This is a genomic window from Streptococcus sp. 151470009-6, assembly GCF_053628175.1.
This window is the reverse complement of sequence record NZ_JBSEZF010000007.1, coordinates 39516-65385: the sequence shown is the minus strand read 5'-3', so window position 1 is coordinate 65385 and position 25870 is coordinate 39516. Positions and strand designations below refer to the sequence as shown.

25 protein-coding genes and 1 pseudogene are annotated in these 25870 nt (G+C 40.4%); 3 read left to right on the top strand and 23 right to left on the bottom strand.

What is annotated here, in order from left to right; genetic code table 11:
• From ACUW6H_RS09030 to ACUW6H_RS08940, 19 genes and pseudogenes are all read right to left on the bottom strand, one after another.
• A pseudogene (locus tag ACUW6H_RS09030) lies at positions 1-1259 on the bottom strand (SIALI-17 repeat-containing surface protein); the annotation flags it as partial.
• Positions 1260-1366: 107 nt separating this feature from the next.
• The gene (locus ACUW6H_RS09025; protein WP_454364229.1) at positions 1367-2476 is read right to left on the bottom strand and encodes an SH3 domain-containing protein; all 1110 of its coding nucleotides are present in this window, start codon (positions 2474-2476) and stop codon (positions 1367-1369) included.
• Positions 2477-2565: 89 nt separating this feature from the next.
• Entirely contained in the window at positions 2566-2838 is a 273-nt protein-coding gene (locus ACUW6H_RS09020; RefSeq protein WP_001278164.1) for a Veg family protein, read from the bottom strand.
• Position 2839: 1 nt separating this feature from the next.
• On the bottom strand, positions 2840-4192 hold the full coding sequence (gene dnaB / locus ACUW6H_RS09015) for a replicative DNA helicase (RefSeq protein ID WP_061853326.1): 1353 nt from the start codon (positions 4190-4192) through the stop codon (positions 2840-2842).
• 43 nt (positions 4193-4235) lie between these two features.
• The gene (rplI, locus tag ACUW6H_RS09010; RefSeq protein ID WP_000864211.1) at positions 4236-4688 is read right to left on the bottom strand and encodes a 50S ribosomal protein L9; all 453 of its coding nucleotides are present in this window, start codon (positions 4686-4688) and stop codon (positions 4236-4238) included.
• Positions 4685-6658 (bottom strand): GGDEF domain-containing protein, encoded by a 1974-nt coding sequence (locus tag ACUW6H_RS09005; protein ID WP_447266783.1) that lies wholly within the window; start codon positions 6656-6658, stop codon positions 4685-4687. The genes rplI and ACUW6H_RS09005 overlap by 4 nt, the downstream gene beginning before the upstream one ends.
• Before the next feature lie 175 nt (positions 6659-6833).
• Positions 6834-7814: a nitronate monooxygenase gene (locus ACUW6H_RS09000; RefSeq protein WP_255261433.1), complete on the bottom strand. Its 981-nt coding sequence runs from the start codon at positions 7812-7814 to the stop codon at positions 6834-6836.
• A gap of 64 nt (positions 7815-7878) precedes the next feature.
• A complete protein-coding gene (locus ACUW6H_RS08995; protein WP_447266784.1) occupies positions 7879-8796 on the bottom strand; it encodes an MBL fold metallo-hydrolase in 918 nt (305 codons plus the stop codon).
• A gap of 3 nt (positions 8797-8799) precedes the next feature.
• Positions 8800-9912 (bottom strand): acyl-CoA dehydrogenase family protein, encoded by a 1113-nt coding sequence (locus tag ACUW6H_RS08990; RefSeq protein WP_454364226.1) that lies wholly within the window; start codon positions 9910-9912, stop codon positions 8800-8802.
• A gap of 15 nt (positions 9913-9927) precedes the next feature.
• Positions 9928-10836 (bottom strand): LysR family transcriptional regulator, encoded by a 909-nt coding sequence (locus tag ACUW6H_RS08985; RefSeq protein ID WP_160312967.1) that lies wholly within the window; start codon positions 10834-10836, stop codon positions 9928-9930.
• Positions 10837-11030: 194 nt separating this feature from the next.
• Positions 11031-11681 carry a 3-oxoacid CoA-transferase subunit B gene (locus ACUW6H_RS08980; protein ID WP_000644729.1) on the bottom strand — a complete coding sequence of 217 codons (651 nt, stop codon included), beginning with the start codon at positions 11679-11681 and terminating at the stop codon, positions 11031-11033.
• A 1-nt stretch (position 11682) separates the two neighbouring features.
• Complete coding sequence (locus tag ACUW6H_RS08975) at positions 11683-12405, bottom strand: CoA transferase subunit A (protein ID WP_000869892.1); 723 nt, start codon at positions 12403-12405, stop codon at positions 11683-11685.
• A 15-nt stretch (positions 12406-12420) separates the two neighbouring features.
• Positions 12421-13200, bottom strand: a complete 780-nt coding sequence (locus ACUW6H_RS08970; protein WP_000048041.1) for an enoyl-CoA hydratase-related protein — start codon at positions 13198-13200, stop codon at positions 12421-12423.
• Between the two features lie 321 nt (positions 13201-13521).
• Complete coding sequence (locus ACUW6H_RS08965; RefSeq protein ID WP_096408710.1) at positions 13522-14700, bottom strand: acetyl-CoA C-acetyltransferase; 1179 nt, start codon at positions 14698-14700, stop codon at positions 13522-13524.
• An 18-nt stretch (positions 14701-14718) separates the two neighbouring features.
• Positions 14719-15567 carry a 3-hydroxybutyryl-CoA dehydrogenase gene (locus ACUW6H_RS08960; protein ID WP_096408713.1) on the bottom strand — a complete coding sequence of 283 codons (849 nt, stop codon included), beginning with the start codon at positions 15565-15567 and terminating at the stop codon, positions 14719-14721.
• An 80-nt stretch (positions 15568-15647) separates the two neighbouring features.
• Positions 15648-16856 (bottom strand): acyl-CoA dehydrogenase FadE, encoded by a 1209-nt coding sequence (gene fadE / locus ACUW6H_RS08955; protein WP_000201480.1) that lies wholly within the window; start codon positions 16854-16856, stop codon positions 15648-15650.
• A gap of 245 nt (positions 16857-17101) precedes the next feature.
• A complete protein-coding gene (gene hpf, locus ACUW6H_RS08950; RefSeq protein ID WP_000599113.1) occupies positions 17102-17650 on the bottom strand; it encodes a ribosome hibernation-promoting factor, HPF/YfiA family in 549 nt (182 codons plus the stop codon).
• A 79-nt stretch (positions 17651-17729) separates the two neighbouring features.
• A complete protein-coding gene (locus ACUW6H_RS08945; protein ID WP_096408716.1) occupies positions 17730-18392 on the bottom strand; it encodes a ComF family protein in 663 nt (220 codons plus the stop codon).
• Entirely contained in the window at positions 18389-19687 is a 1299-nt protein-coding gene (locus tag ACUW6H_RS08940) for a DEAD/DEAH box helicase (protein WP_454364222.1), read from the bottom strand. Before ACUW6H_RS08940 ends, ACUW6H_RS08945 begins: the two co-directional genes overlap by 4 nt.
• Before the next feature lie 56 nt (positions 19688-19743).
• Between ACUW6H_RS08940 and ACUW6H_RS08935 the strand changes: the two genes are divergently transcribed.
• The 3 genes from ACUW6H_RS08935 to cysK all read left to right on the top strand — a co-directional run bounded on the left by ACUW6H_RS08935 (position 19744) and on the right by cysK (position 21861).
• Positions 19744-20379 (top strand): YigZ family protein, encoded by a 636-nt coding sequence (locus ACUW6H_RS08935; protein WP_454364220.1) that lies wholly within the window; start codon positions 19744-19746, stop codon positions 20377-20379.
• Positions 20380-20394: 15 nt separating this feature from the next.
• A complete protein-coding gene (locus ACUW6H_RS08930; RefSeq protein ID WP_000863904.1) occupies positions 20395-20838 on the top strand; it encodes a PH domain-containing protein in 444 nt (147 codons plus the stop codon).
• Between the two features lie 96 nt (positions 20839-20934).
• Positions 20935-21861, top strand: a complete 927-nt coding sequence (gene cysK, locus ACUW6H_RS08925; protein ID WP_454364217.1) for a cysteine synthase A — start codon at positions 20935-20937, stop codon at positions 21859-21861.
• 88 nt (positions 21862-21949) lie between these two features.
• On the opposite strand, the gene tsf is transcribed toward cysK, so the two are convergent.
• The 4 genes from tsf to mreD form a co-directional block, all read right to left on the bottom strand.
• On the bottom strand, positions 21950-22990 hold the full coding sequence (tsf, locus tag ACUW6H_RS08920; protein ID WP_454364215.1) for a translation elongation factor Ts: 1041 nt from the start codon (positions 22988-22990) through the stop codon (positions 21950-21952).
• 79 nt (positions 22991-23069) lie between these two features.
• The gene (gene rpsB, locus ACUW6H_RS08915; protein ID WP_000268475.1) at positions 23070-23849 is read right to left on the bottom strand and encodes a 30S ribosomal protein S2; all 780 of its coding nucleotides are present in this window, start codon (positions 23847-23849) and stop codon (positions 23070-23072) included.
• 220 nt (positions 23850-24069) lie between these two features.
• Positions 24070-25281, bottom strand: a complete 1212-nt coding sequence (gene pcsB / locus ACUW6H_RS08910; RefSeq protein ID WP_061407739.1) for a peptidoglycan hydrolase PcsB — start codon at positions 25279-25281, stop codon at positions 24070-24072.
• 93 nt (positions 25282-25374) lie between these two features.
• Positions 25375-25869, bottom strand: coding sequence for a rod shape-determining protein MreD (mreD, locus tag ACUW6H_RS08905; RefSeq protein ID WP_447266792.1), 495 nt, complete (start codon positions 25867-25869; stop codon positions 25375-25377).
• Position 25870 lies beyond the last annotated feature (1 nt).

The following is a 25870-nucleotide window of genomic DNA, read 5'->3' as shown; positions in this document are numbered from 1 at the left end:
TTAATCGCAGCTTCTTTGTCAGTAATAGAGGCGTCTTTGTTGATGTCTTCGATTGTTGATTGTTCGATACTCTCAAGGGTTGTCAACAATTCGCTCTGGGCTTTTGTTTCCTCAGCAGCTTCCTTATCTGCTGCAGCGAGTTTGGCTTGAACTTGGTTAGAAAGTTGTGATTGAGTCTTCGCTTCGGCTGGTGTTACCTGATCGCTTTCCCCTGCCAAGAGGTCAGCTAACAAGTCTGACGCGTCAAGGTCACCTTCTTCGATAGCTTTCAAGACGGCGTCCTTACCAATTACTTCTTTAGCTGCCTTAATGGCCGCTTCTTTATCAGTGATAGAAGCATCCTTGTTCAGGTCATCAATTGTCTCTTGTTCAATTTTTTCTAAGGTAGCGAGTAAATCTGAACGAACTTTAGCGGCCTCAACCTGGGCCTCTTTATCAGCTTCATCTAACTTAGCTTGGTCTTCATCTGTGAATTCTGAGACAGGCTCAGCTTCCGTCTTATGCTCGCTCGTATCTGCTGGCCAATCTACAATAACATCACCAATCTCCAAATCCTCATCTGCAATAGCCTTCAGAAGATCTTCTTTACCAATCTCTTCCTTAGCTGCCTTAATTGCTGCTTCCTTGTCTATAATAGAGGTGTCTTTCTTAATCTCTTCAATTACAGAATTTTCAAGATCTTCTATAGCTTGCAATAAAGCTCCAATAGCTTGAGAAACTTGCTCTCTCGCATCTTTTTCTGCTTGATCTAGCAGTGCCACCTCCTCAGCAGACAACTGTTTATTTGTTTTCGCTTCAGGACCTGTTACCACTGGTTTATCTTCTGCACCTTCTGGTAATTCAGCGATAATATTGTCTAAACTGAGCTCTCCAGACTCAAGGGTATCTGAAATATACAGCTTACCGATATATTCCTTCACAGCCTTAACTGCAGCTTCTTTGTCCTCAATCGCTTCCTTATACTCGATATCACTGATAGCCTGCTCTTCTAACTCATCCAAAGCCTGCATCAATTCTTCTTTGGTCATCTTGGCTAGACTTGTTGCTTCAGGATTAGCTGGACTAGCGTTTTCTAATCCCTTTTCAGTTTGATCACCGCTCTCACCTTCTGGCGCAGTTTGTGGTTGTGTGGGAGTCGCTGCCTGCTCCTCTACTTTTCCTCCATCTGCCTTAACTACTGAAGGTTGTGAAACGAATACACCTGCTCCCAGAACAGCTGCACTTGCTAAACTCGTTAAAATAACTTTCTTCTTGCCCATTAGACAACGCCCCTCTTTTTACTTTTTGTAATTATTATATTATATTGTACATTCTTCGTCAACTCCTTTAATAAACAACTCAAACTTCCATGATTAAATTGAGCAAATCAGATTCTCGCCCCGTTACTATCGAGTTTGTAGCCATCAACTACTCTATTAACAGCTAAGGCCCCCGAAGAATCAACATAGTAATGTTTACCAGAGACTTGGAACCATTGACTGGCTTTCATCCGACCAGATTCTTCTAAATAATACCAAGCTCCCTTGTCTTTAAGCCATCCCGTCTGCATCTGACCCGTTGGCTTCAGATAATACCAATGAGATCCGTCTTTAACCCAGCCATTTGACATGACACCATTTTCCTTAAAATGATACCAATCACCCTTGATTTTCTTCCATCCTATCGCTTGCTTACCGTCCTCTTGGTAATACCAAATACTACCTTCTTTCTTCCAACCATTTTCTGAAGCACTTAACTCTTCATACTGAACGTATCGTCTAGAACCACTGTAAGATAGATAGCTGAGCCATTTATGCCCATCTTTTTCAAGGATCTGATCGTAATGCACACTTTCCCCAGAATAGTAATAATCAATAACTTGTCCTTCGCTTGATGGTTGATTCCTAATTGGCATTTTTCTTGTGAAGACTATGGTCCCACTTGACGAAAATTCTAACCCGCGAGCTCCCTCGCTAACTCCACGACTTGAGGACAAATCCCTGAAATGAATAAACCCTGTCATGGTGCTAGCCTTAACTTTTCGACGGTTATACTTTTCTCGAACCCCATAATTATACTCTTCGATCTCAATCGTATCCCCTGACACATTTGATACCCAGGCCACATGCCCATAGTAGCCTTCCGTAGACCAGGCAATAGATCCAATTTCTGGCTTAGTATCCACACGGTAGCCTTCTCGCCTTGCACGATGTCCCCATTCATTCGCATTTCCATAGGCAGGAGGAATCTCAAAACCATTTACACTACTCAAACGAAAGGCTGCAAAAGATGTACACTGGCGAGAATACATCCGCCACTGATCGATTTCAACACTACCATTTTTGTAGTGAAGTGGATAGTCATCTCCACGCGCTACACTGTCAGCCTGAACCGATTCCCCACCAAACAAAAAAGTGCTTGTAACTAGCAATGTAGTCAGCACTACACCAAATTGAGTAGATCTACTCTTCTTGACTCCCGATATTAAAAACGTCATTCATTCTCCTTTACAAAGTTTTCTACGAGGCTACCCTCCTTTATACTATTCGGGAGAAAAAGAAAAAAGTGAGCTCAGCTCACTTCGTTTTATTCTTGATCTAGGTAATGAATCAAATTCTTCTCTGTTAAGATATCTGAATAAGTGAAGGATTCCACATAGACATTGGCTTGTTTGTCTCCCTCAACATCCCCAAATTCAACGATAAATAAAGATGGATAAACCTCAATTAACTTACCCAATCGATTTTTTTGGCGCTTACGTCCATTCTCCAAAGTCATTTCCACGACTTGTCCCTCATGCGCCTTGATCTCTTCTTTGATTTTTTTCATCTTGGCTACATCTGTAAATGCATCTGACATTTTATGCCTCCCTCTTTGAGATACTTGAAAATTTATTGTATTCTTTTTGGAAAATCAATTCCACCGTTCCACGAGCTCCACTACGGTTTTTCTCGATGATAACCTCTACCTTGTTATTTGGAATTCCTTCCTCTTCTTCACCCGCACGATCATAGTAGTCTTCACGGTATAGAAAGGCTACGATATCCGCATCCTGCTCGATAGAACCCGATTCACGAATATCAGACAAGACTGGTCTCTTATCCTGACGCTGTTCCACACCACGAGATAACTGACTGAGAGCAATGACTGGAACCTTTAGCTCCTTAGCTAGGATTTTCAACTGACGAGAAATTTCAGAGACTTCTTGTTGGCGGTTCTCACGACCAGTCCCTGTGATAAGCTGTAGGTAGTCGATCAAAATCAAGCCTAGATTACCTGTTTCTTGAGCCAGTTTACGTGAGCGCGAACGAATTTCCGTGATCCGAATCCCTGGCGTATCATCAATATAGATACTCGCGTTGGCTAGATTCCCTTGAGCAATGGTATACTTTTGCCACTCCTCATCAGTCAATTGACCAGTACGGATAGAATGGGACTCCACTAATCCTTCGGCCGCCAACATACGGTCTACTAGGCTTTCTGCACCCATTTCCAGTGAAAAGATGGCAACCGTCTTGTCCAACTTAGTTCCAATGTTCTGAGCAATATTTAAGGCAAAGGCTGTCTTACCAACCGCTGGACGCGCCGCTAGGATAATCAACTCCTCCTCGTGGAGACCTGTCGTCATATGGTCCAAATCACGGTAACCCGTTGCAATACCAGTGATATCCGTTGTTTGTTGTGACCGAACTTCTAGGTTCCCAAAGTTGATATTTAGAATATCTCGGATATTCTTGAACCCACTACGATTGGCATTTTCACTGACATCAATGAGTCCCTTTTCAGCTTGAGCGATGATTTCATCTGCAGGCTTAGAGGCCTCATAGGCTTGGTTTACAGAGTCTGTCAACTTGGAAATCAAGCGACGTAGCATAGACTTTTCTGCAACAATTTTAGCATAATACTCCGCATTAGCTGAAGTTGGTACAGAGTTGACAATTTCAACAAGATAGGACAAGCCACCAATATTTTGAAGATCGCCTTGGCTATCCAAAATCGTCCGAACTGTTGTCGCATCAATCGCTTCTCCACGATCCGACAAATCTACCATCGCTTGGAAAATCAACCGATGAGCATACTTAAAGAAGTCACGAGAATCAATATATTCTCGGACAAAAACGAGCTTACTCTCATCTATAAAAATAGCCCCCAGAACAGATTGTTCTGCTAAAATATCCTGAGGTTGAACTCGCAGTTCCTCTACTTCTGCCATCCGACTTTCCTTCCTTTTACAATCTTGTCAATAAGTTGTAAACTTAACCTTCTTTTACACGAAGATTGATGACACTGGTAACATCTTGATAGATTTTCACTGGTACATCAATCAAACCTACTGCTCGAATTGGTGCTTGCACTTGAATATTGCGTTTGTCAATCTTGATACCAAATTGCTTTTGCAATTCTTCTGCAATCTTCTTGTTGGTGATGGACCCAAATGTACGACCATCTGGTCCAACCTTTTCAACAAACTCTACAACAGTTTCTTCTGCTTCAAGCTTAGCCTTGATGGCTTTTGCTTCAGCAATCATCTCTGCATGAGCTTTTTCTTCAGATTTTTGTTTTCCACGCAACTCACCCACTGCTTGAGCAGTCGCTTCCTTGGCCAAATTCTTTTTAATCAAAAAGTTTTGAGCGTAGCCAGTTGGCACTTCCTTGATTTCGCCTTTTTTTCCTTTTCCTTTGACATCTGCTAAAAAGATTACTTTCATTCTTCTTTCTCCTTTTCCTTTAGTTCTTCCAAGATTAGTTGAGTCAATTTTTCCCCTGCTTCTGACAGACTCATATTCTCGATTTGCGCAGCTGCTAGATTAAAGTGGCCTCCACCACCCAGCTCTTCCATAATGCGTTGAACATTGATTTTACTGCGACTTCGAGCTGAGATAGAGATAAATCCTTGTGTATTTTTCGCCAAAACGAAGCTGGCTTCAATACCAGACATGCCCAACATAGCATCGGCAGCCTTACTGATAACAACTGTGTCATAAGACATTGAGTCCTTAGCTTGGGCAATCAAGATATCTGAACCTAGCTTATGACCTTGTAAAATGAGTTCATTTACCTCACGGTACTCTTCAAAATCTGTCGCAGCAATCTCCTGGATTGCGATGCTGTCGCTTCCACGTGTTCGAAGGTAGCTAGCCACATCAAAAGTTCGACTCGTTACTCGAGACGTAAAGTTTTTGGTATCCAGCATCATACCAGCCATCAAAACACTGGCCTGCATACGACTTAAACGATTTTTCTTAGAATTTTGGAACTGAATCAATTCTGTGACCAACTCACTCGCACTACTTGCTCCACTTTCGATATAGGTAATTACAGCATTTTCTGGAAAATCCTGATCACGTCGATGATGGTCAATGACAATGGTTTGCGTGAATAGATCATAAAAACCTTTGGACAAGGTCAAAGCTGTCTTCGAATGATCTACTAGAATCAACAAAGAACGCTTTGTAACTAGCCTCATCGCATCAGACAGAGGCAAGAGCTTGGTAACACCCTCTTTTTCCAAGAAGTTGATAGCCCGCTCGATATCTGGCGACATATGGTCCGCATCGTAAACTGCATAGCTGTCTTCTATAATATTGCTTGCAAACAACTGCATACCAACTGCAGAGCCTAAAGCGTCCATATCTAGATTCTTATGACCGACTACAAAGACTTGATCTACACTTCGAATTTTATCTGAAATAGCTGTCATCATGGCTCTGGTACGTGTTCTTGTTCTCTTAACAGAGGCTGCGGAACCACCACCAAAATAGACTGGGTTCTTGGTTTCATCATTTTCCTTGACAACCACCTGATCACCACCACGAACCTCGGCTAGGTTCAAGTTTAGAAGAGCAACTTTTCCTATCTCATCATGATTTCCATCACCATAAGAAAATCCCATACTTAAAGTCAAGGGCAATTGTCTCTGTTTCGACTCTTCGCGGAAAACATCAATGACAGAGAACTTATCATTCATCAATTCCTCAAGCACGGTATAATCAGTAAATAGATAAAATCGATCCATCCCCACGCGCCGAGAAAACATGGCATACTTCTCCGTAAACTCCGATACAAAGTTGGCCACAAAACTATTGATATGACTGATATCCGAGTCAGAAGTCGCATCTTCTAAATCATCGTAGTTATCGACCGAGATGACCCCAATCACTGGTCGACTCGTTACCAACTCGACAGTTGCTTCGTATTCCCCTGAAACGTCAAAGAAATACAGGACACCTGAAGCCTTGTCCATATGAACGGCATAGCGTGTTTCCCCCAAGGTGGCGTAAGAACCAGGGTTCCCCACCGAAGCTTTGATGATGGTTTGAATCAATTCGACATCAATTTCGCCTTCTTCAGTAGTCAAAATCAACTCAGCATAAGGATTAAACCACTCTACTTCGCCAGTAGATAGGTCTAATTTCAGAACACCAACCGGCATTTGTTCGAGCAGCGTGTTTAAGCTATCTTCCGCTTGATGATTTACGTATTGAATTTGTTCAATTTCGCTCTTTTCATACTGTTTTTTTTGCCAGACAAATAAAAGCAGATAAAGAAGTACAAATAAAAACAAGGCACTGATTGTTACAACATTATTTTGTGAAAAAATAATCAGCATTGTTAAGGTTCCGAAAGTTGCAAGCCCTAGTAGAATCGCAGAATTCGGAGTTAAATTATTTTTTTTCATTCTAAACCTCTTGCGCATTATTATATCACAAATGCCCTTAAAAAGCGACCTTTAAAGAGAAAGCACTGCTTTTATTATAGCAAGATGCTCTTAAAGAAACCATACATAAAAAAGGAGAGCAAATGCCTCGCTCTCCTTTTTCCACATCAGTGCAGAATCTTCCGCCTAGATTACATTATTCACCTAATTCTAGTCGAATGTCTTGTAGGCGCTCTTGCGCCTGTTTCACAATTGATTCTAAAATAGCCTTACATGGTTTGATGTCTTTCACCAAGCCCGCAATTTGTCCACTCATCATTGAACCATGAACTGTATCACCTTCATAGACAGCCTTAGATAGAGAACCGATCGTAATTTCTTCCAGTTCCTCTCGGTTTGTACCTTTCTGCTCTAATTCAATGTAGTGATCCGTCATCTCATTGCGAATACAACGAACTGGCGCTCCCGCGATGCGACCTGTAACTGCAGTCGCTGTATCACTTGCCGCCAAAATAGCTTCTTTATAGGCAGGAGAAATTGGACATTCTTCTGAAGCAAGAAAAACTGTTCCCATTTGAACTCCTTGTGCACCTAGGGCAATCGCAGCAGCAAGTCCACGACCATCTGCCACACCTCCTGCAGCAATGACTGGAATCGTTACCGCATCAACGATTTGTGGGATAAGAGCCATTGTATTGGTCTCTCCAATATGTCCACCAGCTTCTGAACCTTCAGCGATTACAGCATCAACTCCCAATTCTTGCATCTTTTGAGCATGCTTGACACTGGCAATAACTGGAATAACCTTGATTCCTGCTTCTTTCAAGTAAGGCATGATATGCTTAGGAGTTCCTGCACCTGTAGTTACCACTGGAACCTTTTCTTCGATGATAACAGTCACAATATCCTTGATATTTTTCATCATCAACATGATGTTGACACCAAAAGGCTTATCTGTCAACTTTCTCAGTTCACGAATTTCTTCACGCAACTGTTCTCCGGTCATACCACCCGAAGCGATAATTCCCAGACCTCCAGCCTCAGAAACAGCTGCTGCTAGTTGATAGTGCGAGATTTGAGCCATGGCCCCTTGGAAAATTGGATATTGAATCTGTAAAAGTTTTGTAATTGACATATGAGTCCTCCTTTTATTTTCTGTTGATTCTTGTTGGCAAATGGATGCACGATGCACCAATATCCCCGTCAACAAGAAAATGTTACATTTGTCTCCTCATATTCTGCTATCCTAAAAAGTCTGGCTTACGATCCTGCTGATCTGTAAAAGGAATAAGTGGGAGGCGAGAACGTAGAACATAATCTACAAATTCCTTCCCATCCTTGTCAAACTCTACCACCGCGAAAAATTGATCATGGTAAAAGAAAAACTTATAATGATTCTCAAAAGCTTGACGCAACCACTTCTCTTTGGCTAAAATTGATTTCATAGGATAATCATCAACTGCTGGAACCCAGAGAGGATTTCGATGAACATGTGATAACATCAAGTCCCCCATATGGATCATCGTATCTTTCCCCTGTTTGAGCAAGATAATACTGTGGCCATTGCTGTGACCACTTGTATGAATCATTTGGATTTCTGGAATGACATTGATATACTCTGAGAAAGTCGTCACCTGATCTTGAATCGGTTCCCAATTTTCTCTTAAATAAGTTCCCCGCGTTCGATTATTAGGGTTTCTCATCTCATACCATTCGACATCATTCACAATAATCTTGGCGTTTGGATACTTGGAAACCAGCTTCCCTTGATCATTCACATACGTCAAGCCACCAGAATGATCATGGTGCATATGTGTCATCAGCACGATGTCAATGTCTTCAGACGATAGTCCCAAAAGAGCTAAACTTTCTTCTACCCGACTTTCAGACAAGATTCCTAAGTTGCGCCTTTGTTTATCGGATAATTTTGCTGTATCAAAACTTGCATCTATCAAGTAATTTTTACCCTTGTACTGGATCAAAATAGGATCCGTCAATTCCGCCATCATATTAGCATCATTTGTTGGGTAGTAACGAGACCACACAACTTTCGGAACCGGACCAAAAAGAGTCCCTGCATCCGTCAATTTATCGGCTCCACGTAGCCATGTCAGTTTCATATCATGAAATTGATATTCCTGTAAGGTGAGTTCTGCCATGCTTTACTCCTTTATCCATTGGGCTGCTATTCTTTTACGAATCGAATCCCCAGATTTTCCATAGATTTCAATCGTTTTGGCATCCTTTAGATAACGGTCTATGGGGATGTCATCCAAGGTTTGAAGAGGTCCAATTAATCTAATAATTTCCTCAGAAATCTCAATTGCTACTTTTGTCGTATAAAGTTTTATCTGAGATACAAAGAGAGAATCCGCATTCATCCTGTCCTTGTAGGAAGCAAAGTAAGATTCAGCCGCACACAGCTTAGTATACAAGTCTACAAATTGATTCTGATAGACTGTCGCATCGATTAATCGTTTCCCAAATCCTCTTTTGACCTTTACAAAAGCCAGACCTTTTTCAAAAGCTCCCTCAGAGATACCAATAGAGATTGCGCTTAATCCTAGCTGTAATTTTTTGATAATATCATTTAACTGAGTTTCCCCATTTAAGGTCAATCCAAGCAGACTATCTTCTGGCAATATGACCCGATCAAAAGTTACCGAATTCACAGGTAAACCCTGTAAACCAGGTTTTGCTATATCATCTCCAAAAGCAACCCCCGGTCGAGTCGTATCAACAATGAAAAATCCATATCCATCTTCTCCGTTAGTTTCCTCAACCTTGGCTAAGATTAACAAAATATCTGTATAGCGGCAATTTGATACAATTGACTTCTTCCCAGTTAAAGACCAACCTGCCTCTGTTTTCCTTGCGGTTGTTGCAATAACCTCCAAGCTTTCCATCAATTTCCCTTCAGAAAATCCCAAGCCAGCTAAGATTTCTCCCCTCACTAATGGTTCTACATAACGCGATTTTTGTTCCTGACTCCCATATTGTAAAATAGGATAGATACCATAACATGCCTGAGTTAGTAGAACAGCAGAAAAAGCAGGAAAATCTTTTGAAATCAAGCGAATAAAGGTCAAAAACTCGGTTCTCAAAACAGAATCTTGACTATCTAAAAGCAAGGAAAAGATATCAAATTGCTCAATAAACTGATAAAGCAATTCTCTAGGGAACTGTTGTTCATCCTCACGAGACTTAAAATAGTCCCGAATCAACACTTTCACGTCTGCCTTCAATTCTCGCGCCAGCACGTCATTATAGGTCATCGCATTCACCTCATCTTAGTTGTCAGAAAACGGTTGGTAATAATCTTTCAACAATTCTTCATACACATAAGACTCTACTTCATTGTAGGAGTTTTTATAGGGTCTACAAAACCAAATATTAAATGGAATCGGATCCTTGAATCTAACCGCCTTAAAACGACTCTTATCCACAAAATATTCAACCGGCCTTGGCAAAAGGGCAATCAAATCTGTCTGATGAGTTGATTCAACTAGGAAGTCCCAAGTAGAGGAAAGATAAGCAAATTTAGCCTCTATTCGTTGTGAACGAAGTTTTTCTGTCACTAAATCATAAGTCGTAAATGTTTTGTTGAAGGTTGCCAATTCATAACTAGCAATATCAGACCATTCCAACAAGCTTTTCTGAGCCAGCGGATGATCCTTATCCATATAAGCAACGTATTCATCCAATTGAATGATATGTTGTTCATATTTTTTAGCATCCAGGCTCGTAGGCTCTATCAGAATAGAGAGATTCAAATCTCCATCAACCATTTTTTGACGAATTTCCTTCCCTCCACCTTCCGTAACCTGGATATGGATATGAGGATTATTTTTCAGAAAATGAGGCAAAGCACTAGCAAAGTAAACTCGTAAAATCAAGGACGGAATACCAAGATTAATGGTGCCTTTTTGCTTTTGAGCTTCTATATGGATCATGGAAAGCATTTCTTCATGTCGATTCACAATCTCGGTCGCATAACGATAAATTTTGCGTCCCGCCTCTGTTAAACTTTCTAACCTTCCATTCTTGCGATTGAATAATTGAACCCCTTCAGCTGCTTCAAAATTTGTCACGAACTGACTCAAGGCTGATTGACTAATGTGAATCTTCTTTGCAGCAATGGAAAGGTTGCATCCGCATTCTATGATATTGATGAAATAGTTCATTTGGATAATATCCACTTACCCATCACCTAGCTTTCCTTCACTATTTTAGCAAGTCAATTAGACAACTATTCTAGTGTTTGATAGTTGTCTACTGACTTTTTATCGAAATAACATTTCGAATACTTCATTTTAACGTTGTATATAAAGCGCTTACAATATTATCTAGTTTATATCATAACACACTAAGTAGAAAATAGCTCTTTTTTTGCTTAAATCGGCATTGTTTTTAGGTCTTCTGAGACAATGACTTCCCCAGCTGTTTTTTCAAGAACTTCTTCTAATGTCACACCAGGAGCCAGCTCTTTCAACAGGAATTTACCATCTTTGAATCCAAAAACAGCTAATTCTGTGATGACAAGATCCAATACTCCTTTAGCTGATAGCGGTAATGTGCACTCTTTCAATAATTTAGATTCACCACCTGTAGTATGTTGGATCGCTGCAATTACACGCTTAGCACCTACCAATAAGTCCATTGCACCACCCATACCAGGAGCAAATTTCCCTGGGATAATCCAGTTGGCAATGCTTCCATCTTGACTTACTTCAAGAGCTCCAAGAACAGTTGCATCCACGTGTCCACCACGAATAATGGCAAAGGAAGTTTGTAGATCAAACAAGGCTGCTCCGGGCAACAATGTGATAGGAGCTCCACCTGAGTTCGCTAAATTGGCATTATAGTTGTCCTTGGTTGGTGTTTCTCCAAATCGAAGGGCGCCATTTTCTGCCTGCAAAATAACATTTACACCTTCAGGGATGTAATCAGCAGAGGCGTTTGGAATCCCAAATCCAAGATTGACCACATCTCCATCTTTAAATTCAAGCGCTACACGTCTTGCGATAATTTCTTTTGCTTTCATCTTATTTCACCCCCGCCAGTTTGTTTGTCTCTGTCCACAAGTCTCCCATCATCTGATGATGTTCTTGTGGTGTCAATCCTTGAACGACATAGTCAACTAGGATACCAGGGATGTAAATATCATTTGGATCAATTTCTCCGGCTTCAACCAACTCGTTTGTCTCAACAATGACTGTGTCAGCCGCTAGAGCGAGTTGAAGAGAGATATTTTTAGTAGTCCCATCTAGATAAAGGTTGCCATACTTATCCGCCTTAGTAGCTTTAATCAAGGCAACATCGATTTTCAATGGATCATAAATCAAATATTCTTTTCCATTTCGAGTCACTTTTTCGTGCTCATCTTCAAGAATTGTTCCTACACCTGTTGGTGTTAAGACTGCTCCAAGACCCGCACCCGCAGCATGCAAACGTTCTACGACAGTTCCCATCGGAGTGAACTCCACTTTCATGGCTCCTGAGAAATAATCATGCTGAGCAGCAGCAGATGTCCCTACATGGGCTGCAATGTATTTTGTAACCTGATGGTTTTCACAAAGACGACCAACTCCAACTTCCTTACCGGGTTGAGAGGTTACAACAGACACCAAGGTCAAATCTTGCTGGTTTTGACGAACCAGTTCCTCAATTAACTCAAGTGGTTCTCCTACTCCGAGAAATCCAGAAATACCAACTTTATCTCCTGAATGAATCAAGGAAATAGCTTCAGACAATGTTACAACTTTCATAACCTATCTCCTCTCTTATTTACGTTGAAAGACAGCTTTGCGTTTTTCAACAAAAGCGCGCATTCCTTCTACCTTATCTTCTGTTGAGAAGAGTAGAGCTTCCGCTTCTGTTTCCAAACGAATAGCATTTTTCAGAGGGAGTTCTGAGCCAACTTGGATAATATGTTTAGCTTTTTCAACTGCTAGCGGTGCATTTTTCATAATCGCTGCTGCTAGCTCTTCTGCCGCAGGCAATAGTTCTTCTGCTGCTACCAACTTGTTAAGAATTCCAAGATCATATGCTTCTTGTCCTTTAACCATTCTAGCAGTGAAGATTAATTCCTTTGTTTTACTAGTACCAATCAAACGAGACATTCTTTGAGTACCTGCAAAACCAGGAATGATTCCCAAGCCGACTTCAGGGAAGCCAACCATTGTCTTGTCATAGCCGATTCGGATATCAGTTGAAAGAGCTAATTCTAAACCGCCTCCCAAAGCATAACCATTCAATACTGAAATAGTTGGCTGAGTCAATTCAGATAAGCGGGTAAAGGTGTCGTTCGCATAGGTCATGTATTCATGAGCCTGAATTGGAGACATTTGGTCCATCTCTTTAATGTCTGCTCCCGCGACAAATGCTTTCTCTCCTTGACCGGTCACAATGACAACACGAATGTCCTCGCTTGCTTCAATTTGGTCTAAAGCGAGATTCAAATCCTTTAAGACTTCTGAACTTAAAGCGTTCAAAGCCGATGGACGGTTAATTGTTAGATAGCCAAGACCATTCTTAACCTCTAATAAAACAGTTTTACTCATTGTTCTGCTCCTACTTGATTTATTTTGAGTACAGAGTACAGCGTCAACAAATACCAACACAAAATGTAAGAGCTTACATTTTCATCATAAACCTTTTTTCCCCATCCGTCTACTTAATCTTTATTTATAGAACTATAAGTTCAGCTTATAGGACATGGTCGTCCAATCCATCCTTAAAGTCTTAGAAAAAAATAAAAATACCTTATCAAGCCCTTTTAGAGAAAGACACTTGATAAGGTATGTAACTATGAGATCGGATCAAAATCTCATTTTGTAATCGTAATATTGAAAAAGAGGAAATGACATTCAGTTTTCTAATAACTAACGTTCAACGATGAGGGCTGTTCCCATCCCTCCTCCGATACAGAGAGTAGCTAAACCAGTTTTAGCATCACGTTTCATCATCTCATGTACCAGAGTCACTAGGATACGGCAACCTGAAGCCCCAATTGGGTGACCAAGAGCAATCGCACCACCATTGACATTGACAATATCGGTATTGAAGCCAAGTGTTTTTCCAACCGCACAAGCCTGAGCAGCAAAGGCTTCATTTGACTCGATCAAGTCAAGATCATCAACTGTCAAATTACCTTTTTCAAGAGCTTTACGGGTCGCATAAATCGGTCCACATCCCATAATCTTAGGATCCAAACCTGCACTTGCATACGAACGAATGCGCGCAATGACTGGAAGTCCTAATTCTTCAGCTTTTTCAGCACTCATGACCAAGACAGCCGCCGCCCCGTCATTGATACCTGAGGCATTTCCCGCTGTAACAGAACCGTCTTTTTTAAAAACAGGACGCAGCTTAGACAGACTCTCCAAGCTAGCATCTTTTCTAGGAAATTCATCTGTATCAAAGACGATAGGATCGCCTTTACGTTGAGGAATGACCACCGGAACAATCTCTTCCTTAAAGCGTCCAGATTCTATAGCCGCCACTGCTCGTTTTTGTGATTCCAAAGCAAGCGCATCTTGATCAGCCCGGCTAATACCATATTCTTCTGCCACATTCTCAGCTGTAATCCCCATATGGTATTCGTTAAAGGCATCAGACAAACCATCCTTAATCATGGTATCTACCACTTTCGAATCTCCCATACGGCCACCCCAACGGAAGTTTGGCAAAACATATGGAGCCTGGCTCATGTTTTCTGCACCACCAGCCACGACAATATCTGCATCTCCGCACTGAATCGCTTGAGCAGCTAACTGCACTGCCTTCAAACCGGAGCCACAAACCTTATTAATGGTAAAGGCTGGTGTAAATTCAGGAAGCCCAGCATGAATACTCATTTGGCGAGCCACGTTTTGGCCTAAACCTGCGCCTAGGACATTCCCCATAATCACTTCATCTACCTGCTCTGGTTTAATATTCGCTTTTTCCAAAGCACTCTTAATTACCAAAGATCCCAAATCAACAGCAGAAACATTCTTCAAGCTCCCACCAAAGGAACCTAAAGGTGTTCGCACTGCCGAAACAATAACTACGTCTTTCATGACTACCTCCATCAGTGTCTAGTAAGTAAAGAAGCCTTCTTTTGTCTTCCGTCCCAATTTTCCTGCTTCGACCATTTTCTTAAGAAGAGGAGCAGGACGGTATTTTTGATCACCAAACCCTTGGTTTAGGACGCCCATAATAGCCAAACAAACATCCAATCCAATCAAATCAGCAAGAGCCAAAGGTCCAATAGGATGATTTGCACCAAGTTTCATCGCTTCATCGATTTCCCCGGCACTAGCCACTCCTTCACCTAGAATGTAAATGGCTTCATTGATCATAGGAATCAAAATTCTGTTCACAACAAAACCATAAGAATCTTTAACATTAACTGGTGTTTTACCAATTTTCACTGTCAGTTCACGAACCGCCTGAACCACTTCTTCTGAAGTCTGCAAGGCCTTAATAACCTCTACAAGTTTCATGATTGGGGCAGGATTAAAGAAGTGCATTCCAATCACGCGCTCCTGATGTTTAGTAGCAGCAGCTATATCCGTGATTGACAAAGAGGATGTGTTTGATGCTAAGATAGTTTTAGGATCTGTCAATTCATCCAATTGTTTGAAAATATTCAACTTAATCTCACGATTCTCAGTTGCAGCTTCAATCACCAATTGGACTTGTTTCGCATCTTCATATGAAACAGATGGAAGCAAATTGGCCAATACCTGATCCTTCTCATCCGCAGACATCCGTCCTTTTTCAACTGAACGTTCCAATTGTTTTGTGATATTATTCAAGCCTCTTTGAACAAATTCTTCTTTAATATCGTTTAAGTAAACTGTAAAACCAGCCTGAGCAAATACTTGAGCAATTCCGCTTCCCATTTGACCAGAACCAATAATCATCACCTTAGATATCATTATTTTCTCCTTCTTATTTTACAAAAATCCAGTGCATGAAGCAAGGACGATTGAACAGAAATCCTTCAATCGCCCTTCTGACATTAAACAAAGGCACCTAGTCCAGTAATCTCACGACCAACAATCAAGGCATTCACTTCGTGTGAACCTTCATAGGTATAGATTGATTCAGCATCTGCAAAGAAACGAGCAACATCTGTCTCAAGTGTAATACCATTACCTCCGCAAGTTTCACGAGCAAGGGCAACTGTTTCGCGCATCACCAAGGAATTGTGCATCTTAGCAAGAGCAGAGTTAAGCATCAATTCATTCCCTTTCTCTTGCATTTCAGCAATACGAGTTGAATAAGCAATAACTGCTACAGCATTTGCTTGCATACGAGCCAATTTTTCTTGAACAATTTGGAATTTGGCAATTGGACGTTTGAACTGTTCACGATCTTTAGCATATTTAAGAGCTGCTACATAAGATCCACAAGTCACTCCCATAGCAATGTGAGCAACGTCCGCACGAGTGAAGGTCAAGATACGGGCTACATCACCAAAACCATTGATATTTACCAAACGATCTGAATCTGGAACCTCTACATTCTTCATAGTAATATGGCCATTGCGGACACAACGAAGAGCAATCTTATGTGGGATTGGTTCTGCATGATATCCAGGAGCTCCCTTACGAACGATAAAGCATTTCACCTTGCCATCCGCAACATCACGAGCAAATACAGGAACGACATCCGCAGTATCTGAACCACCAATCCAGCGTTTTTCACCATTTAGAATCCACTTGTCTCCAACACGTTCTGCAGTAGTTGCAAGTCCTCCAGCAATATCAGAACCTGAAAGAGGTTCAGTTAAAGCGAAGCAACCTTGCCAATCAAATGCAGCTAGTTTTGGAAGAAATTCTTTTTGTTGACGCTCATCACCACCCAAGAGAATTGTGTTGTAGCAAAGTCCGCCATGAACGGTATAGAATGTTGCCATAGAAGCATCGAAGCGAGCAAGTTCAAGATACAAGAAAGCAATATAAAGTTCAGATGGTTTCCAGCTACCTTCACGTCCCTCAAACAATTTTGGATTGTTCATAATTTGAGCGCCCTTAGCCACAGCATAGAATTCTTCAAAAGGAAAATCAGGTTTTTCCCAGTATTCATTAATAACCGGACGGAGATGTTTCTCAATCAAACGGCGAGTTTCTTGTAAAACCTCTGCTTCTCCCAAAGTTAGACCATCCGCATAGTGAAAAAGGTCCTCAGGATATAGTTCGCGTAAAATTTCTTCTTTTGTTGCCATAGTCATGACTCCTTTATTTGTTATAAGAGCGCTTACATTTTTGTATTCGCTATTTGTTGACAACCCCATTCTATCCCTTAGGGTATTATTTTGTCTACTTAATAAATATAAACACCCCTATAAGTTCAGGTTATAGGGTCCGATTCTGACTGTTTAATCAAGGATTTCCTCGTTTTTCTACTTACTTAGGCACAAGAAAAAGTGGTTTACAAATCAGTAAACCACTCTTATTAGTTATTTCAATTTTATGATTCTTTTACTTCGAGCAAACCAACTTCACCATCTTCACGACGATACAAAACATTTGTTGTTTGATCTTCTACGTCTACATAGATAAAGAAATCATGTCCCAACAAATCCATTTGAAGAAGCGCTTCTTCTAAATCCATTGGTTTTAAATCAATTTGTTTTGAACGAACTACTTTTGGTTGCACAACATTTGCCTCTTCAACTAGGGCATCTGTAAAGAGTTGGCTTGTCGCAACTTTATTTTTATTTTTACGTTCGATTTTTGTTTTATTTTTACGAATCTGACGTTCAATTTTATCAGTTACAAGATCGATAGATCCATACATATCTTGAGAAATATCTTCTGCACGGAGAGTAATAGATCCAAGTGGAATCGTTACTTCAACTTTTGCTGTTTTTTCACGGTAAACTTTCAAATTCACACGTGCATCCAACTCTTGCTCAGGTTGAAAATACTTTTCGATCTTTTCGAGTTTAGAAACTACATAATCACGAATCGCTTCTGTTACTTCTAGGTTTTCACCACGGATACTATATTTAATCATATAAGTACCTTCTTTCTAAACATTTTTGTTTTTCTAACTATATTATAGCGCTTTCATTTTCATTTTGCAAATTTTTTCCTCATCTTACAAGGGAAAAAGTTTTAACATCCAAAGCTCCTGCTTCTTCAAAAAGACGCTTCACACGATTGACAGTCGCACCTGTTGTATAGATGTCATCAACAACCAAAATTTTCTTAGGAAGAGGGGCTTCAGTTTTTATAAAAAATGGAATTTCGGTAGCTAATCGTTCCGAGCGATTTTTAGAAGAACTAGCCGTCTCTTCTCTTTTCCCTAGTAAATCTTGAAAAGAAAACCCTGCTGCCTCAACCAAACCTTCAACCTGGTTAAATCCCCTCTCAAGCAATCTTTCAGGACTTAGGGGAATGACAACAAATTGATAGTCTCCATACTTTTTCAATTCATTAGCTAGAACAGGAGCAAAAACCTTTCTAAGTAGAAAATCCCCATCAAACTTATATCGACTAAAGAAGTCTTTCATAGCTTGATTATAGGTGAAGATTGCATTATGATCGACTCGAATCTTTTCTTTACACCAAAATTTACAATCTTGACACATAGTTGACAGGCCTGTTTTCATACAGTTCGGGCAATAGTCCTCACCAATTTTCTCAAAAGTAGACTCACAATCTGAACAAAGATAGTTGTTCTCATTCTTAAACAGCAAAAGGTGACAAAATATCAAGTCACTCTTTATTGTCTGTCCACATAATAAACAGTTCATAAACCTGCCTCCTTGTTCATCTGCTTAATTTCCTTGATTGCTTTTTTAATGGAAACATTTAATCCATCATAAAAGAAGAGCAGTTCACCAGTCGGTCTATCCATACTGCGCCCAACTCGCCCTCCAATCTGAATCAAGCTAGACTTGGTAAAGAGACGATGATTAGCTTCTACAACAAAAACATCCACACAAGGAAAGGTGACCCCACGCTCCAAAATTGTTGTACTAATAAGGATTGTCAACTCTCCATCTCGAAAAGCTTGTACCTGCTCTAATCGATTTTCTGTGATAGAGGACACAAAGCCGATGTTTTCATTTGGAAACTGTTCCTGCAAGAGTTCTTTTAGTTTCTCGCCTTTCTTAATCTCAGATGCAAAGATTAACAACGGATAACTTGTTCTTCTCTGCTTCTTAATGTAGGACTTTAACTTTGGAGACAACTGACTCTTTTCTATATAGCGATTAAAATCTGATAACCAAACTAGCTTTGGAATAATCAATGGATTTCCATGAAATCGTCTTGGCAAGCTCAATCGTTTTAATTCTCCAGTGCGAACCTTCTTATCTAACTCATCTGTAGAGGTCGCTGTAAGAAATATCTTTAGCCCCTCCTCCTTTACACATTGGTTTACAGCATAGTAAAGAACAGAGTTGTCAACATAAGGAAAGGCATCTACTTCATCCACTATCAGCAAGTCAAAAGCATGATAAAATTTTAACAGCTGATGAGTCGTTGCAACAACTAGTGGTGTTCGAAAATAAGGTTCTGACTCACCATGAAGTAGTGCTATCTCACAAGCAAAGTCATTCTGCAGTCGTTTATACAGCTCCAAACACACATCAATTCGAGGGCTGGCTAAACAAACTGCACCACCTTCATCAATCACTTTAGACACAACTTGATAAATCATCTCTGTCTTTCCTGCTCCTGTTACAGCGTGAACCAAGGTTGGCTCTTTCTTGTCTACCGCTTGAAGAAGTCCCTCTGACACTTTTTCCTGAAAAGGTGTTAACTGACCACGCCATTTGAGGACGTCTTGCTTAGGAAAATCCTCCTGCGGAAAATAGTATAAAGCTTGATCACTCCTGACTCTCTTCATCAATAAACACTCCCTACAATAGTAAGCACCGATCGGTAAATGCCATTCTTCTAGAATACTACTATTACAACGTTGACAAAACAGTTTCCCTTTCTCTTTTCTCATTGCCGGCAGTTTCTCAGCCATCTGACGTTCTTCTTTCGTTAATTCTTTCTCAGTAAACAAGCGACCGAGATAGTTTGGATTTACTTTCATACTTCTTTATTCGTAAAAATCTAGCGCTTTAGGTAATTTTTTAGTACAATTAAATCATGGAATTTAGAACAATTAAAGAGGACGGGCAAGTCCAAGAAGAAATCAAAAAATCACGCTTTATCTGTCACGCAAAGCGTGTCTATAGTGAAGAAGAAGCTCGTGACTTTATCACTGCTATCAAAAAAGAACACTACAAAGCCACCCATAACTGCTCTGCTTTTATTGTAGGGGAACGCAGTGAAATCAAGCGTACGAATGATGATGGTGAGCCTAGTGGTACTGCTGGACTCCCTATGCTTGGCGTCTTAGAGAATCATAATCTTACCAATGTCTGCGTAGTAGTTACTCGTTACTTTGGTGGAATTAAGTTAGGTGCTGGCGGTTTGATTCGCGCTTACGCAGGAAGTGTAGCCTTGGCTGTCAAAGAAATAGGCATTATTGAAATCAAAGAGCAAGCTGGCATAGCCATTCAGATGTCTTACGCTCAGTATCAAGAATATAGCAATTTTCTTAGAGAACATAAACTCACGGAAATCGAGACAAACTTTACGGATCAAATCGATACCATAATTTATGTTGATAAGGAAGAGAAAGAAAATATCAAGTCTGCTCTTGTAGAGTTTTTTAATGGAAAGGTTACTTTAACGGATCAAGGTTTACGAGAAGTTGAAGTTCCTGTAAACTTAGTGTAAATAAAGGAGAAATACATGGCGTTTGGGAAATTTATTCAAGGACTTGCTGGTAACTTCAGCGAGCAAAACAAAGAAGCTCTTATCAAAGAATATGGTCAATACCTACTAGAGAATGAAGAAATCCAAAGTGGATATAAGCTCATTCGTGACGCAATCATCTTTACAAATATTCGTATCATCTTTACAGATAAGCAAGGCGCTACTGGTCGCAAAATGTCTGTTAAATCACTCTTTTTGATGAACATTGTCAACGTTGAAATGGAAACTGCAGGAGCAGGTATAGACGATAGTGAGATTACGATCACTTATTTAGAGAATGTCTTTCTAAAAGCACATAATGAGCATTTTAGTTACCACAAATTTGAATTTCCTAAGAAAACGGATATTCTTCCCCTTTACACCTATTTACTAGAACTTGCTTATCACAATCGATTGAAAATTAATGGCTTAGACCTTTGATATAAAAAAATCCTATCACTTCGATAGGATTTCTATATTTTACAAATAGCCTAGAGCACGTTATACTAGTATCATCTTATACAAAGAGGTATATCTATGACTATCTACAATAATATTACTGAACTAATCGGACAAACACCAATTGTTAAACTCAACAATATTGTTCCAGAGGGTGCTGCAGACGTCTATGTTAAACTAGAGGCCTTTAACCCAGGATCTTCAGTCAAAGACCGTATTGCCCTTAGCATGATTGAAAAGGCTGAGCAGGATGGCATTCTAAAACCCGGTGCTACTATTGTTGAAGCAACAAGTGGAAATACTGGAATCGGTCTTTCATGGGTTGGTGCTGCTAAAGGATATAAAGTTGTTATCGTCATGCCAGAAACGATGAGTGTGGAACGACGTAAGATTATCCAAGCCTATGGTGCTGAACTCGTCCTCACTCCTGGTAGCGAAGGTATGAAAGGTGCGATTGCCAAAGCCCAAGAAATCGCTGCTGAACGTGACGGCTTCCTTCCACTCCAGTTTAATAATCCAGCTAATCCTGAAGTACACGAAAGAACAACAGGAGCTGAAATACTAGCTGCTTTCGGTTCTGATGAACTAGATGCCTTTGTGGGTGGTGTTGGTACTGGTGGAACGATTTCGGGCGTTTCTCATGCACTTAAAGCTGCAAATTCAAACATTCAAGTTTATGCAGTTGAGGCAGACGAGTCAGCTATCTTGTCTGGTGAAAAACCAGGGCCTCACAAAATTCAAGGCATCTCAGCTGGATTTATTCCTGAAACACTTGATACAAAGGCCTATGATGGTATCGTCCGCGTAACGTCAGATGATGCTCTAGCACTTGGCCGTGAAATTGGTGGAAAAGAAGGCTTCCTTGTTGGGATTTCTTCAGCTGCAGCGATTTACGGTGCAATTGAAGTTGCTAAGAAATTAGGTGCAGGTAAGAAAGTCCTTGCTTTAGCACCAGATAACGGCGAACGTTATCTGTCTACAGCACTCTATGAATTTGAAGTGTAGTCTCCTAAATGCACTGAGCCCTTTTAAAGGGCTTTTTGTTTACTCACTCTAAAATAAAAAAAGGAAGCAAATTGCTTCCTTTTCATTATTAGTTATTTAAGGCTGCTGCCATTGTAGCTGCAACTTCTGCTTCGAAGTCGTTCGCAGCTTTCTCAATTCCTTCACCAACTTCAAAGCGAGCGAACTCAACTACTGAAGCGTTAACTGATTCAAGGTATGCTTCAACTGTCTTGCTGTCGTCCATGATGTAGACTTGTGCAAGAAGTGTGTATGCTTGGTCAACCTTAGTGTTGTCAAGCATGAAGCGATCCATTTTACCTGGGATGATTTTGTCCCAGATTTTTTCTGGTTTGCCTTCTGCAGCCAACTCAGCTTTGATATCAGCTTCAGCTTGAGAAATCACTTCATCAGTCAATTGTGCTTTTGATCCATACTTCAAGTGTGGAAGGGCTGGTTTACCAACCATTGCACGGCTTTCGTTATCTTGATCAATTACGTGGTTCAATTGTGCCAATTCATCTTTAACGAATTGTTCATCCAATTCTTTGTAAGAAAGAACTGTTGGTTTCATCGCAGCAATGTGCATTGAGATTTGTTTAGCAAGCGCTTCGTCTCCACCTTCAATAACAGAGATAACACCGATACGGCCACCGTTGTGTTGGTAAGCTCCAAAGTGTTGTGCATCTGTTTTTTCAATCAAAGCAAAACGACGGAATGAGATTTTTTCTCCGATAGTTGCTGTTGCAGATACATACGCTGCTTCAAGAGTTTCACCTGAAGGCATTGTCAAAGCAAGAGCTTCTTCATTGTTAGCTGGTTTTCCTTCAGCAATTACTTTAGCTGTAGCATTTACCAAATCAACGAATTGAGCATTTTTCGCTACGAAGTCAGTTTCAGCGTTTACTTCAACTACTGCTGCAACGTTACCGTTAACATAAACACCAGTCAAACCTTCCGCAGCAACGCGGTCAGCTTTCTTAGCTGCTTTCGCCATACCTTTTTCACGAAGCAATTCAATCGCTTTTTCGATATCACCGTCTGTTTCTACAAGCGCTTTTTTAGCGTCCATAACACCGGCACCAGATTTTTCACGCAACTCTTTTACAAGTTTAGCTGTAATTTCTGCCATTTTGATTCTCCTATATTTTTTAAAAAATAGGAGAGCTGGGCTAGGCCCCGCCCTCCTAGGTAATTACTATTTATATGAATTAAGCGTTGTCGCCTTCTACAACTTCAACGATTTCTTCGATTGAGTCTGCTTGAGCTTCTGAAGCTGCAAATTCTGCTTCAACTGCTGCTGCATCTTCACCTTGACGTCCTTCGATGATAGCGTCAGCCAATTTAGCTGTAATCAATTTAACCGCACGGATAGCGTCATCGTTAGCTGGGATGATTACATCGATATCATCTGGATCAGTGTTTGTGTCAACCATGGCTACAACTGGGATACCCAATTTTTTAGCTTCTTTTACAGCGATTTGCTCTTTATGTGGGTCAACTACGTACATTACATCTGGGATACGAGGCATGTCTTCGATACCACCCAAGAATTTTTCAAGACGTGCACGTTGTTTGTTAAGAAGTGCAACTTCTTTCTTAGGAAGAACATCGAAGATTCCTTCTTCTTCCATACGTTTGATTTCTTTCAAACGAGCAATACGTTTTTGGATAGTTCCCCAGTTAGTAAGAGTTCCACCCAACCAACGGTGGTTGATGTAGTATTGACCTGAACGTTCTGCTTCTTCTTTAACAGCGTCCGCAGCTTGTTTCTTAGTACCAACGAACAATACAACTGCATCGTTAGCTGCTGCATCACGCATAAAGTCGTAAGCTTGGTCAGCGTATTTTACAGTTTGTTGCAAGTCGATAACGTGGATTCCGTTACGCTCAGTAAAGATGTACTTAGCCATCTTAGGGTTCCAGCGACGAGTTTGGTGACCAAAGTGTACACCAGCCTCAAGAAGTTGTTTCATTGAAATTACTGCCATGAGTATTTCTCCTTTTTGTTTTTTCCTCTCCTCGATTTCAACTTGCAAAACGACCCGAGGGCAACAGTTTCACAATTCATCAAGAATGAGTATTATCGTTTACACGACAAGTTTCATTCTACCACATTTTATCAATATTTTCAAGTGTTTTTGCTAGTTTTTGGTCTAACTAAAAACTAAAAAAAAAAGAGACTCAAATCGAGCCTCTTTATTTGGTTCATTAGTTTGGATAGATGTATGTTACGTAACCTTCAGAAGTTGTAGTTGGGTTGAACCATCCACGTTTGTTTCCGATTGTACGATCTCCACCGTAGTTTGATTCTGATACTTGGATACGAGATGATGATGAAACTGCTGTAACAACCGCTACGTGTCCATAACCACCATCATTCCAACATGCAATCGCACCAACTTGTGGAGTTGATCCTGTACGGAATCCTGCTGCAGCTGCACTTGTTGCCCACTGAGCTCCGTTCCCCCAGTAGTCTCCAGCCCAAGGTGCCAATGTTTTAGCTCCCCAAGTACATTCACCAGTTGGGTAACTTGATGCATTTGAGCTATATGTTGGACGTTGTCTAGCAGGAGTTGGAGCAGGTGCTGGAGTGTAGCTTGAATCCTCATCATCAGATGTTGATGTTGATGTTGCTTGTACTTGAGCAGAGAAGCTTGTATTTCCTGAAGCAACTACTGATTGTTGTTGGCTTGCTTGACGAGCTTTATAAGCTGCTTCTGCTTCAGCCGCTGCTTTCGCTTCTGCTTCTGCAGTTGCTTTTTGTTCTAGCAAAGTAGCTTTTTCGCCTTCTGCAGTTGCTTTCTCAGCAGCAAGATTCAACTCAGCAACTTTCAACTCAGCTTGCTTTGTTGTCAATGTTTGTGCATCGTCAGCAAGAGTTTGTTGGTTGGCAATTACGGTATTGATAGCTTCGTTATTCGCAACTTGTTTTTCAGCAATTGATTTTTTATCAGCCTTTTGTTGTTCCAACATTTTGTTGTTAGCTGATACAATCTCGCTCATAGCTGCAACACGTGAAATAGCTTCCGTAATTGATTTTGAGTTTACAATTGTGTTGATGTAGCTAGTTGCAGCACCATTTGTTTGTGCGCTACGTGCTTGTTTTTCCAATGAGTCATTACGAGCAACAATATTCTTAGAAAGCTCTGTAATTTCTCCTTCAAGTTTCTTAGACTCAGCTTGAAGTGTTTCATTTTCAGCTTGCAAGCTTGCTTGTTGTGTTTGAATAGCTGTAACTTGCGTTTGGATTTCATCTACTTCTTTTTGAGCTTCTTTTTGTTTAGCTGACAAGTCACTAATTTTACTATCTTGAGCAGCAATTTTTTCATCAGTTGTTTCAGCATGAACAGTTGTTAATACCGCCGTTTGTGAAACCAATACTGTACTTAACAAAAGTGACGCTAAGATTTTTTTCTTCATATTATGTAGATACTCCTTCTATTTAAGACATTACTAGTATACCAAAAAAAGACATAATAAATATTACGCCTTTGTTACATTTATATTTCTTTCTCATAGATAATATTTTTCAAAAATGTATTGGAAAATCACCATCCATAAGAAGTTCAGAATCATTGATGGGACAAGACTATAGACAATGAAGACTGGCATAGAATCTACCGTCAATCCTACAGCTAAAGCCAGAAGATAACTCCCCATATCAAACAGAAAACTGATTACAATAATAGTCAGCATCCTTGTCCAACGATTTGTCAGAATCACACTGTTAAACTTGTGGAGCGAAGCACCAATCACGATAAACAAAAGCGTGGCAATTCCAATCAAGTGGAAAAAATAAATATCGTAAACCAAACCCACTATACAACAATAGGCTAGATAGAGATACTCTGACACCTCGATTGTCTCAAATAAGAGAAACAAGAAAAGAAAATGACTGGCCAAATGAAAGTGGGGGAAGAAGGATCCCACCAATTGACCAATATGAGCATCAACTAGAACGACAACAGGGAGTAAAAAGAAAATACCAACTTGTTTAAACAGTCTCATT

Coding starts and splice junctions, on each gene's coding strand:
- ACUW6H_RS08995 (WP_447266784.1), bottom strand. CDS start 8,796: ATGGCAGAACTCACCTTACAGGAATATCAATTTCATGATATGAAACTG.
- hpf (WP_000599113.1), bottom strand. CDS start 17,650: ATGATTAAATATAGTATCCGTGGTGAAAACCTAGAAGTAACAGAAGCG.
- ACUW6H_RS08970 (WP_000048041.1), bottom strand. CDS start 13,200: ATGAGTAAAACTGTTTTATTAGAGGTTAAGAATGGTCTTGGCTATCTA.
- ACUW6H_RS08945 (WP_096408716.1), bottom strand. CDS start 18,392: ATGAACTGTTTATTATGTGGACAGACAATAAAGAGTGACTTGATATTT.
- ACUW6H_RS09005 (WP_447266783.1), bottom strand. CDS start 6,658: ATGAAAAAAAATAATTTAACTCCGAATTCTGCGATTCTACTAGGGCTT.
- rpsB (WP_000268475.1), bottom strand. CDS start 23,849: ATGGCAGTAATTTCAATGAAACAACTTCTTGAGGCTGGTGTACACTTT.
- tsf (WP_454364215.1), bottom strand. CDS start 22,990: ATGGCAGAAATTACAGCTAAACTTGTAAAAGAGTTGCGTGAAAAATCT.
- ACUW6H_RS09020 (WP_001278164.1), bottom strand. CDS start 2,838: ATGTCAGATGCATTTACAGATGTAGCCAAGATGAAAAAAATCAAAGAA.
- ACUW6H_RS09025 (WP_454364229.1), bottom strand. CDS start 2,476: ATGACGTTTTTAATATCGGGAGTCAAGAAGAGTAGATCTACTCAATTT.
- ACUW6H_RS08930 (WP_000863904.1), top strand. CDS start 20,395: ATGGCGTTTGGGAAATTTATTCAAGGACTTGCTGGTAACTTCAGCGAG.
- ACUW6H_RS08965 (WP_096408710.1), bottom strand. CDS start 14,700: ATGAAAGACGTAGTTATTGTTTCGGCAGTGCGAACACCTTTAGGTTCC.
- ACUW6H_RS08990 (WP_454364226.1), bottom strand. CDS start 9,912: ATGACCTATAATGACGTGCTGGCGCGAGAATTGAAGGCAGACGTGAAA.
- pcsB (WP_061407739.1), bottom strand. CDS start 25,281: ATGAAGAAAAAAATCTTAGCGTCACTTTTGTTAAGTACAGTATTGGTT.
- rplI (WP_000864211.1), bottom strand. CDS start 4,688: ATGAAAGTAATCTTTTTAGCAGATGTCAAAGGAAAAGGAAAAAAAGGC.
- cysK (WP_454364217.1), top strand. CDS start 20,935: ATGACTATCTACAATAATATTACTGAACTAATCGGACAAACACCAATT.
- mreD (WP_447266792.1), bottom strand. CDS start 25,869: ATGAGACTGTTTAAACAAGTTGGTATTTTCTTTTTACTCCCTGTTGTC.
- ACUW6H_RS08975 (WP_000869892.1), bottom strand. CDS start 12,405: ATGAAAGTTGTAACATTGTCTGAAGCTATTTCCTTGATTCATTCAGGA.
- ACUW6H_RS08940 (WP_454364222.1), bottom strand. CDS start 19,687: ATGAAAGTAAATCCAAACTATCTCGGTCGCTTGTTTACTGAGAAAGAA.
- dnaB (WP_061853326.1), bottom strand. CDS start 4,192: ATGGCAGAAGTAGAGGAACTGCGAGTTCAACCTCAGGATATTTTAGCA.
- fadE (WP_000201480.1), bottom strand. CDS start 16,856: ATGGCAACAAAAGAAGAAATTTTACGCGAACTATATCCTGAGGACCTT.
- ACUW6H_RS08980 (WP_000644729.1), bottom strand. CDS start 11,681: ATGAAAGCAAAAGAAATTATCGCAAGACGTGTAGCGCTTGAATTTAAA.
- ACUW6H_RS08935 (WP_454364220.1), top strand. CDS start 19,744: ATGGAATTTAGAACAATTAAAGAGGACGGGCAAGTCCAAGAAGAAATC.